Genomic DNA, 10,340 nt, shown 5'->3' on the forward strand with positions numbered 1-10,340 from the left:
TTGCCGTGACGTGGCCTTGGTAGTACCCCGGCGTTTCGACGCCTTACCGATTCGAGGTATGCCATGCACCGCACAGGTTCACTTGCCGTATTCGTCTCCTCGCCGCTGTCCCGCGCCATTCAGGCTGCCGCGCTGGCAGCGCCGCTGCTGTTGTTGCCCGGCTGGACAGCGGTCGCCCAGGCCGCCGAGCCGGGCAGCCAGCAGCAGGCGCCACGCAGCTACAGCATTCCGGCGGGGCCCCTGTCGACAGCGCTCAGCCGCTTCGCCAGCGAAGCGGGCATCCTGCTAGCGGCGGATGGCGGACTGACTGCCGGCAAGCAGTCGCCGGGGCTGAACGGCCGCTACACGCCGGAGCAGGGACTGGCGGTGCTGCTGGGCGGCAGCGGCTTGCAGGCGCGCAGCGACGGGCAGGGCGGCTTTACCCTGCTAGCCCGGGCGGAGCAGGGCGCGCTGGAGTTGCAGGCCACCCAGGTGTTCGCGCTGGGCAACGCGCTGGGCAGCATGGAGGGTTACCAGGCGACCCACAGCAGCGTGGCGACCAAGACCAGCATGCCGCTGCTGGAAACCTCGCAGAGCGTATCGGTGGTGACCCGCGCGCAGATGGACGACCAGGGCGCCCGCAGCGTCGCCCAGGCGGTGCGTTACACCCCCGGGCTGATGAGCAGCCCATACGGTGCCACTACGCGTTACGACTACGTGGCCCTGCGCGGCATCACCGACGGTGCGGTGGACAACCTCTACCTCGATGGCCTGAAGCTGATGGGCGACAGTGGCACCTATAGCAGCCTGCAGGTGGATCCGTTCTTACTGGAGCGGATCGATATCCTCAAGGGGCCGTCTTCGGTGCTCTATGGCCGCAGCCTGCCCGGCGGGCTGGTGGCGATGACCACCAAGAAGCCCGAATACGCGCGCCGCAATCAGCTGCAATTGTCCGCCGGCAGCAATGATTACCAGCAGCTGGCATTCGACGTCACCGGCCCGCTGGGCGAGCAGGAGCGGCTGGCCTATCGCCTGGCCGGCGTGGCGCGCGACGCCGGCAACCAGGTGGACGACATCGAGGAGCAACGCTTCGCGCTGATGCCCTCGCTGAGCCTGGAGCTGGGCGAGGCGACCCGCCTGACCCTGCAGGCGCTGCTCCAGCGCGACCCGGAAAGCGGCTATCACGGCGGCTTGCCGGCCGAGGGCACAGTTCGCCCCTACCGGGGCCAGCGCATCCCGCGTAGCTTCTTCGAAGGCGAGAAGGACCGCGAGCGCTTCGAGCGCGATCAGCAGCTGTTCGGCTACCAGCTCGAACACCGCTTCAACGAGGTGGTTTCGGCTCGGCAGAACTTCCAGTACCTGGACGCCCAAGTGGATTCCGAGCAGGTCTACCAGTACGGCTACACCCTGGACGACTACGGCTACGGTGCCCCGGGGGATCTCTATCGCGCCTACACCGGGGCCGAAGAAGCGCTGCATGCCTGGACGATCGACAACCAGCTGCAATTCGAATTCGACACCGGAAGGCTCAGCCACACCTTGGTGGCCGGCCTGGACTACCAGCGCCGCAAGGCCAAGGTGAGCTACGACGGCGGTACGGTGAGCCCGGTGAATCCCTACGCCGCATCACGTCCCGTAGCGAACTACAGCTTCTACCACCAGTACGATGAAAGCCGGCGTCTGGAGCAGACCGGCCTGTATGTGCAGGACCTGCTGGCCCTGGACAACTGGCGTTTCTCCCTGGGCTTGCGCCACGACTGGGTGGACGTCGGCTTCGAGCAGACCGAGTCGCTGTACGGGGATCAGGCCGACAACGCCACTCAGGAGCAGCTGACCGGACGGGTCGGTGTGCTGTATGCCTTCGACAACGGCCTGTCGCCCTACGTCAGCTACGCGGAGTCCTTCAATCCCAATACCACAGCGGCCTACAACTACAACGGTTCGACCTACGACATCAGCCTGCTGGAACCCACCAAGGGTCAGCAGGGCGAAGCCGGTTTGAAGTACCAGCCACAGGGTCGCGACGACCTCTATACCCTGTCGGTCTTCGAGCTGCGGCAGACCAACCTGGCCAGCAAGGATTCCAATGAGAACTTCTTCCGCGCGGTGGGCGAAATCACCTCTCGGGGCGTGGAGCTGGAGGCGCGCTTCCAGCCGCTGGAGAACGCCAGCGTGCTGGCCAGTTACACCTACCTGGATGTCGAGTATTCCAAGGACTTCGTCGGTGCCGCCGGGGTCAACAACCGTGGCAATACGCCGAACGCGGTGGCGCGTCACATGGCCGCCCTGTGGGCCGATTACCGCTTCCGCGGGGGCCTGCAGCTGGGTGCGGGGGCGCGTTACTTCGGCCACAGCTGGGCTGATGCGGAGAACAGCCTGCGGCTGCCGTCCTACACCCTGTTCGATGCTTCGCTGAGCTATGACCTGACGCAGGTCGGCCTGGCCGGCGTGGCGCTGCGCCTGAATCTCAACAACCTCACCGATGAAACCTACGTGTCGGCCTGTAACAGCTTGCTGCAGTGCTACTACGGTGAGGAGCGCAACGTCATGGCCACCCTCAGCTACGACTTCTGATCCGGTTCGGGCCGCTGCCAGGCGCGCGGCCTTTCGCATCTACCCGCAGGAATAACCGATGCGTGCGATTCTTGTCCGGCTACACCGTTATCTCGGTCTGGCCACCGCCCTGTTCCTGGCACTGGCCGGTCTCACCGGCAGTGTCCTGGCCTTCCACCATGAACTGGATGAATGGCTGAACCCCGGCTTCCACCACACGACCGGCGTCGGCGAGGTGCTGCCGCCGGAACACCTCGTGGCGCGTGTCGAGCAGGACTACCCGCGCATGCAGGTGTGGTACATGGAGTTTCCCGAGGAGCCGGGGCATGCCGCCTTGCTGGCCCTGGTCCCGCGCAACGATCCGCAAAGCGGCCAGCCTTATGCGGAAAAACCGGTGGTCCGCTACCTGGACGCGGTGACGGCCGAGGAAGTCGGATTCCGCCATTGGGGCGAGTGCTGCTTCTCCCGGCAGAACCTGGTGCCATTCCTGCTGGAGTTCCACTACAACCTGGCGTTGCCGGGTAACTGGGGTCTGTGGCTGATGGGGCTCGTGGCGATTCTCTGGGTAGTGGACAGCTTCGTGGCGCTGGTACTGACCTTCCCGCGCGGGCGGCCGTTCTTCGCCAAATGGGCGGTGGCCTGGAAGGTCAAGCCGCAACGCCTCAACTACGATGTGCACCGCGCCGGAGGCTTATGGCTGTGGTTATTGCTGCTGCCGGTGGCGATCAGCAGCGTGGCGATGAACCTGCCCGAGCAGGTCTTCAAGCCGGTGGTCTCGCTGGTCTCGCCGGTGCAGCCCAGTGTCTACCACGCGCGCAGCCAGCTGCCCGTCGAGGAACTGGGCACCACCGCCTACGGCTACGGCGAGGCCTATGGGCATGCGCTTCGCCATGCTGGCCGGCTGGGGCTCGACGAGCCCATGACCGAGCTCTACTACAGCTTCGAGTACAACTTCTACGGCGCCGGGTTCGGCGCCCACGACAGCGACCAGGGCAATGCCTGGGTGTTCTTCCACGGCAGCGACGGCCGCTTGCTGGGCAGCGAGATCCCGGGGCAGGGCACGCTGGGCGAGCGTTTCTTCCGCCTGCAGCTGCCCATCCATGGCGGACGCATCCTTGGTTTCCCCGGCCGGGTGCTGATTGCCGTGCTGGGCGTGGCGATCGCGGTGCTGTGCGTCACCGGCACGCTGATCTGGTGGCGCAAGCGGCGCGCCCGGCGCGGGACGCGGGTTTCTCAGGCGCAGGAGATGGCGGGCATGGATGCCGATTGAAAACCAAGCAAGCGCTTGGTAAGGTTCCGGCCACAATAACAAACCGGAGCCGACCCATGGCCGCATTCCAGGAATACTTCGACGAATCCCATCAACTGGTCCGCGACTCGGTGCGCCGCTTCGTCGAGCGCGAGATCCTGCCGCACATCGACGATTGGGAGGAAGCCGAGGAATTCCCCCGTGAGTTGTACAAGAAGGCCGGCGACGCCGGCATCCTCGGCATCGGCTTTCCCGAGCCGTTTGGCGGCAGCCATGAGGGCGACCTGTTCGCCAAGATCGCGGCCAGCGAAGAGCTGATTCGTTGCGGCTCCACCGGCCTGGTGTCTGGGCTCTGCTCGCTGGACATCGGCCTGCCGCCGGTCCTCAAGTGGGCCAAGCCGGCGATTCGCGACCGCGTGGTGCCGGAGGTGCTGGCCGGCGACAAGATCATCGCCCTGGCCATCACCGAGCCCGGCGGCGGCTCCGACGTGGCCAACCTGCAGACCCGTGCGGTGCGCGAGGGCGATCACTACCGGGTCACCGGCAGCAAGACCTTCATCACCAGCGGGGTGCGCGCCGACTACTACACCGTGGCGGTACGCACAGGCGGCGAAGGGTTCGGTGGCGTCAGCCTGCTGTTCGTCGAGAAGGGCACCCCGGGTTTCAGCGTCGGCCGCAAGCTGAAAAAGATGGGCTGGTGGTGCTCGGACACCGCCGAGCTGTTCTTCGACGATTGCCGGGTGCCGGTGGAGAACCTCATCGGTGCCGAGAACATGGGCTTTGCCGGCATCATGGCCAACTTCCAGAACGAGCGTCTGGCCCTGGCGCTGATGGCCAATATGACCGCGCAGATGGCCCTGGAGGATGCCCTGGCCTGGGCCCGGGAGCGCAAGGCGTTCGGCAAGCCGATCAGCAAGTTCCAGGTGCTCAAGCATCGCCTGGCGGAAATGGCCACCCAGCTGGAAGTGTCCCGCGAGTTCACCTATCGCCAAGCGGCGAAGATGTCGGCCGGCAAGAACGTGGTCAAGGAAATCTCCATGGCCAAGAACTTCGCCACGGATGTCTCCGACCGCATCGTCTACGACGCCACGCAGATCCTCGGCGGCATGGGCTTCATGCGTGAGAGCCGCGTGGAGCGCCTGTACCGCGACAACCGCATCCTGTCGATCGGCGGCGGGACGCGCGAGATCATGAACGAGATCATCAGCAAGCAGATGGGGTTGTAAGCCCCGTCCGGAGCTAGGGTGAGGCGGCGATTACCCCCTCTCCCCAACCCTCTCCCGCAAGGGGAGAGGGAGATTAGAAGCCCTGCCCATCGGCAGGGCTTTTTTCATTCCGCCACTTCCGGCGTCTTGTCGGGCGTTCTGGGTGTGAAGCGCGCCGCCAGACGCATGCTCAGCACCACCATGCGCTGGTACAGCGCCGGCATGCTGCGCATCATCAGGTCCACACCCCGGGCATCGAGGCCGATCAGAATGCGTCGCTGGTTGCGCTGCACGCCGCGCAGGATCACCGCCGCAGCCTTGTCCGGGCTGGTGCGCAACAGCAGGTCGTTGAACTGCTGCCGCGACTGGGCGGCATCCTGGCCGGTCACCTCCAGCAGGCTGTCGTTCATGCGAGCGCTGTGGGCGATGTTGGTCCGAATGCCACCCGGATGCACACAGCTGGCGGACACCCCGCAACTGGCGATGTCCAGCTCCTGGCGCAACGACTCGGTGAAGCCACGCACCGCGTATTTGGTGGCGTTGTAGGCGCTCATGCCGGGCTGGGCGAACAGGCCGAACACGCTGGAAACATTGACGATATGCCCGGCGCCACTGGCCTTCAGGTAGGGCAGAAACGCCTTGGTGCCATGCACCACGCCCCAGAAATTGATGTTCATGATCCAGTGGTAGTCGTCCAGCGCGTTGCCTTCCACTGTTCCGCCATGGGCGACGCCGGCGTTGTTGAAGATCAGGTTCACCCGGCCGTGATCGATCATCACCTGATCGGCCCACTGGCGCACGGCCTCGAAATCGGCCACATCGACGCGCTGGTGACTGACCCTCACCTCGAAGCGGCGCACCTGTTCGACGGTTTCCGCCAGGCCCTGTTCGTTGACATCGCTCAGCGCCAGTTCGCAGCCCTGGCGGGCGAGGTTCAGCGCCAGGGAGCGGCCGATGCCCGAGCCGGCGCCGGTGATGGCGGCCACCTTGTCGTGGAAGCTCTTCATGCGCGCACCTCCTGTTGTGCCGGCTCCGATGCCTGGGGTTCCGCCACTACGGCCTGACGGCTGAAGTGATAGGCCGCCGGATCGAAATGCCGGGTGATCTGCCGGAAGCGCCAGGTAAAGCCGGGCCAGACGGTGCAGTTGCGGCCGCTTTGCGGGTGCAGGTACCAGCTGGCGCAGCCGCCCGACTGCCACACGGTGCGGGTGGAGGTCTTGTCGATCTTGCGGTTGAAGCGTTCCTGATCCTCGCGCTTGACCTCCAGGGTTTGCAGGTCGCGCTCTTCGAGCAGTTGCAGCGCGCCGAGCACGTACTGGATCTGCGACTCGATCATATAGACCATCGAGCTGTGGCCCAGGCCGGTGTTCGGGCCCATGAGGAAGAACAGGTTGGGGAAGCCGGCGGTGGTGGTGCCCTTGTAGGCCTCCGGGCCACGCGGCCAGCTGTCGACCAGGTCCATACCGTTGCGGCCGCTGATCAGCCCGCGCGGGATCGGGTCGGCGGGGGTGAAGCCGGTACCGAGGATGATGGTGTCCACCGGGCGTTCCCGGCCATCCTGGGTGACGATGCTGTGGGCGCGGATCTCGGCGATGCCGTCGGTGATCAGCGCCACATTTGGCTGGCTCACGGATGGGTAGTAGTCATTGGAGATCAGTACCCGCTTGCAGCCCATCACATAGTCCGGTGTCAGCTTGCGGCGCAGTTCGGGGTCGCGGACCTGCTTGCGCAGGTGACGGCGCGCCACCAGGCTGGCGATGCGCAGGATCTGCGGACTGATGGCGAAGCCCAGTACCCGGGCTTCCAGGAAGCTGTAGATGCCGCCACGCCAGAGTTTCTGCAGGACGGGGTGACGGCGGTACAGGCGGCGCTCGCGCTCGCTGATGGCGCGGTCGGGCTTGGGCATGATCCACGGCGGCGTGCGCTGGTAGAGGTCCAGCTGGCCGACCTTCGGCTGGATCTGCGGCACGAACTGGATGGCCGAGGCGCCCGTGCCGATCACCGCGACGTGCTTGCCTTCCAGTTCATGGTCGTGGTCCCACTGCTGGGAGTGGAACACCTTGCCCTTGAACGTCTTCAGTCCCTTGATGTTCGGGAAGGCGGGTGTGGACAGCCCGCCCATGCCGGACACCACGAAGCGGGCGGTGTACTGCCGGCCGTCGCGGGTCTCGATCAGCCAGTGCTGGCTGCCTTCGTCCCAGCTCAGGCGGCTGAGTTCGGTGCTGAGCTGGGTGTGCGGCGCCAGGCCGAAGCGCTCCCAGCAGTCTTCCAGGTAGCGCTTGATTTCCGGCTGCGGGGCGAACATGCGCGACCACTCGGGATTGGGCGCGAAGGAAAAGGAATACAGGTGCGATTGCACATCGCAGGCGCAGCCCGGGTAGTGGTTGACCCGCCAGGTACCGCCGACCCCGGCCTCCTTCTCGAACAGCAGGAAATCGTTCTCGCCGGCCTGTTTCAGGCGAATGGCCATGCCCAGCCCGGAGAAGCCGGTGCCGAGGATGGCGATCTTGCAATGGGGTATCGCGCTGGGCGACGGGGGCGTAGCGGCAGTCATGGGCCAGATTCCTTCTTATGATTGTTCGACCGGCAACATCCATTCCGCCATGCGTTCGGTAGGGGGCGGCGGAAACGGTTCATGGAAAACTCTATCGGGGTGTAGACATTTGTCTACCCGGTTCCCGCCCTAACCTCCGTTGGGTGGATGCCTTGAAAGGAAACGATATGACGCGCATGGAAACACCATTGGCTCAGGGCAAGCGGCTGCTACTGGATGCGGCGTTGCGGCTGATGGCCAGAACCCACAGTTTGAGCAGCCTGGGCTTGCGCGAACTGGCCCGCGAGGCGGGGCTGAACCCCAACACCTTCTATCGTCATTTCGGCAGCATCGAGGAGTTGGGTCTGTTGCTGATCAGCCAGATCGGCAGCCAGTTGCGCCTGCCGTTGCGCGCGCTGCGGCGCGAGGCGGCCCAGCGCACGCTGGGGCAGGGCAGGGGCGAACAGCTGCTGGGTGCCGATCTGACCCGGGGGCGGCTGGTCTGCCGGGAAACCGTGCAGCTGTTCTTCGATTTCGTGGCGCGCAATCCGGACAGTTTCATCGTCGGCATGCGCGAGCTGCATGGCGCGTCGCCGATGCTGCGCCAGTCCCTGCGCGAACTGATGGCGGACTTCGCCCGGGACATGGCCGAGGATATTGCGGAGTTCGGCCTGGCGCCGGGTCTGGATCAGGAAACCCTGTTGCGCATGGCCTCAGCCATTACCCGCCACCTGTTCGTCCTGGCGCAGGAGTATCTGGAGCGGCCGGAGCGCCAGGCGGACCTGCGCGGCGAGGCCGAGGAACTGATCATCACACTGCTGGCCGGCGCGCTGGTGTTGCGCCAGGGTACCGGCCAGCTGTAGCGCTGCGGCTTAGCCGGCGAAGGCCAGCGCCTGCTTCCAGCGCTTTTCCAGTTCACGAGTCTGGTGCTGGCTGGGGTGGAAGCCGGGCCGGAAGTAGTCCAGGTACGGCTTGATCAGGCCGGGCACATAGCCATGGCGCAGGCTGAACAGGGTCCGCAGGCCGTACCTCCAGGTTTTCCAGTTGAACAGCTGGCCATCCTTGCGCATGAGGTGCAGCTGGAACCCGGCGATCACGCCGAGGAAGAGCACTGTGGTGACCAGCATGGCGCTGGTGCGCAGCAGATAGCCGCCGCCGATGGCCTGGTAGACGTCGTAGGCCACCGACTTGTGCTCGTTTTCCTCGATGGCGTGCCACAGCCACAGCCGGTACATGCGCGGATCGGTCATCTGCAGGCTGATGTCCTCGCGGCGCAGCAACTGCTCGGCCATGCTGGCGGTGAAATGTTCCAGGGCACAGGTGACGGCGACATGCATCTTCTTCGGCGTCAGGCGGGTGACCCACTCCATCAGCACCTTGATTCGCAGCTCCAGCCGATGCAGGTCGATGCCATGCTCGGCGGCGTACTCGTTGTAGGTCGCGTGCTCCTTGGAATGCATGGCCTCCTGGCCGATGAAGGCGCTGATGTCCTTCTGCAACTGGCGGTCGCGTACCTGGTCGCGCACCGCGCGCACACTATCGACGAAGAATTTTTCGCCGTAGGGAAACAGCGAGGAGAGGTTATTCATGAAATGGGTCATGAACGGATCGCCGCTCCACCAGTAGCGGGGCGTTTGGCCAAAGCTGAAGTCCATGCGGCGGACAGGGAAATGGGGCGTGACGCGAATGGGCTGAAGGGCAGTCATGGCAAGTCCTCGGTACGGCAATCGATAGGCTGACTGGGCTGCGCGAAAGGCGCACCAGATGCAAGCATTTGAGGCCGAAACGAGGGAGTTGCGCCGCCAACCAAGGGTTGGCGGCTGCGAACGGCGATCAGCGATCGTCGAGGGCGAAGGCGGTCAGCGTGAACACCGGAATGCCGATGTCCTGCAGGCGGCGGGAGCCGCCGAGCTCGGGCAGGTCGACGATGGCGGCAGCCTCGTGGACACGCGCACCCATGCGGCGGGTCAGGTTGGCGGCAGCCAGCAGGGTACCGCCGGTGGCGATGAGATCATCGATCAGCAGCACGGAATCGCCTTCGCACAGGCTGTCGGCCTGCACTTCGATGACGGCGTCGCCGTACTCGGTCTGGTAGGTTTCTTCCAGCAGGTCGCAGGGCAGCTTGCCCTTCTTGCGGAACAGGATCAGCGGTCGGTTCAGCTCGTAGGCCAGGATCGGCCCGAGCAGGAAGCCGCGTGCGTCCAGGGCGCCGACATGGGTGAAGTCGCTTTCCACGTAGCGCTGGATGAAGCTGTCGACCATCATGCGCAGCGCGCGGGGCGACTGGAACAGCGGGGTGATGTCGCGAAAGACCACCCCGGGCTTGGGAAAGTCGGGCACCGGCCGGATCAGGGATTTGAGCGCGAATTCATCAAAAATCATCGGTTCGGATCCAAGGGAAGCGGTGCGCGAGAGTATATCGCGCACGATCCGGGAAGGAGGAGGCGGAAAGTCGGGATCAGACTTCCAGACTGCCGCCCGCCAGGGCACAGAGTTCGATGGGCTTGAGGATGATCACTTCCTTGCCTTCGGCATCGATCATCTCGTTCTGCTGGAAACGCGTGAACACGCGGGACACGGTTTCCACGGCCAGGCCCAGGTGATTGCCGATCTCGTTGCGGGACATGGCCAGGCGGAACTGGTTCGCCGAATAGCCACGGGCGCGGAAACGGGCGGACAGGTTGACCAGGAAGGTGGCGATGCGTTCGTCGGCGGTCTTCTTGGAAAGCAGCAGCATCATCTGCTGATCGTCGCGGATCTCTCGGCTCATCACCCGCATCAGCTGGCGGCGCAGCTGCGGCAGCTGCACGGACAGTTCGTC

General features: G+C 65.1%; 9 protein-coding genes. 4 read left to right on the plus strand and 5 right to left on the minus strand.

From position 1 onward, the window contains the following. Positions 1 to 63: 63 nt before the first annotated feature. From VL129_RS09655 to VL129_RS09665, 3 genes are read left to right on the plus strand one after another with little or no spacing between them, the layout of a single operon-like run. Positions 64 to 2,553 carry a TonB-dependent siderophore receptor gene (locus VL129_RS09655; protein ID WP_325412507.1) on the plus strand — a complete coding sequence of 830 codons (2,490 nt, stop codon included), beginning with the start codon at positions 64 to 66 and terminating at the stop codon, positions 2,551 to 2,553. 58 nt (positions 2,554 to 2,611) lie between these two features. Next, on the plus strand, positions 2,612 to 3,802 hold the full coding sequence (locus VL129_RS09660) for a PepSY-associated TM helix domain-containing protein (RefSeq protein WP_325412509.1): 1,191 nt from the start codon (positions 2,612 to 2,614) through the stop codon (positions 3,800 to 3,802). Positions 3,803 to 3,858: 56 nt separating this feature from the next. Then, positions 3,859 to 5,007, plus strand: coding sequence for an acyl-CoA dehydrogenase family protein (locus VL129_RS09665; protein WP_325412511.1), 1,149 nt, complete (start codon positions 3,859 to 3,861; stop codon positions 5,005 to 5,007). A 104-nt stretch (positions 5,008 to 5,111) separates the two neighbouring features. Here the strand turns inward: VL129_RS09665 and VL129_RS09670 are convergent, their stop codons facing one another. Further along, on the minus strand, positions 5,112 to 5,993 hold the full coding sequence (locus VL129_RS09670; RefSeq protein WP_325412513.1) for an SDR family NAD(P)-dependent oxidoreductase: 882 nt from the start codon (positions 5,991 to 5,993) through the stop codon (positions 5,112 to 5,114). Further along, positions 5,990 to 7,540, minus strand: a complete 1,551-nt coding sequence (locus VL129_RS09675) for a flavin-containing monooxygenase (protein ID WP_325412515.1) — start codon at positions 7,538 to 7,540, stop codon at positions 5,990 to 5,992. The genes VL129_RS09670 and VL129_RS09675 overlap by 4 nt, the downstream gene beginning before the upstream one ends. Positions 7,541 to 7,707: 167 nt before the next feature. On the opposite strand from VL129_RS09675, the gene VL129_RS09680 reads away from it, so the two are divergent. Next, positions 7,708 to 8,382, plus strand: coding sequence for a TetR family transcriptional regulator (locus VL129_RS09680; RefSeq protein WP_325412517.1), 675 nt, complete (start codon positions 7,708 to 7,710; stop codon positions 8,380 to 8,382). Positions 8,383 to 8,391: 9 nt separating this feature from the next. Here the strand turns inward: VL129_RS09680 and VL129_RS09685 are convergent, their stop codons facing one another. From VL129_RS09685 to VL129_RS09695, 3 genes are all read right to left on the minus strand, one after another. After that, positions 8,392 to 9,225 carry a metal-dependent hydrolase gene (locus VL129_RS09685; protein ID WP_325412519.1) on the minus strand — a complete coding sequence of 278 codons (834 nt, stop codon included), beginning with the start codon at positions 9,223 to 9,225 and terminating at the stop codon, positions 8,392 to 8,394. Between the two features lie 127 nt (positions 9,226 to 9,352). Next, entirely contained in the window at positions 9,353 to 9,901 is a 549-nt protein-coding gene (locus VL129_RS09690) for an adenine phosphoribosyltransferase (RefSeq protein WP_325412521.1), read from the minus strand. Positions 9,902 to 9,977: 76 nt separating this feature from the next. After that, on the minus strand, positions 9,978 to 10,340 hold a 363-nt coding region (locus tag VL129_RS09695; RefSeq protein WP_325412523.1), incomplete at its 5' end, for a helix-turn-helix domain-containing protein.

Source organism: Pseudomonas sp. (genome assembly GCF_035497915.1).
Lineage (GTDB): Bacteria > Pseudomonadota > Gammaproteobacteria > Pseudomonadales > Pseudomonadaceae > Serpens.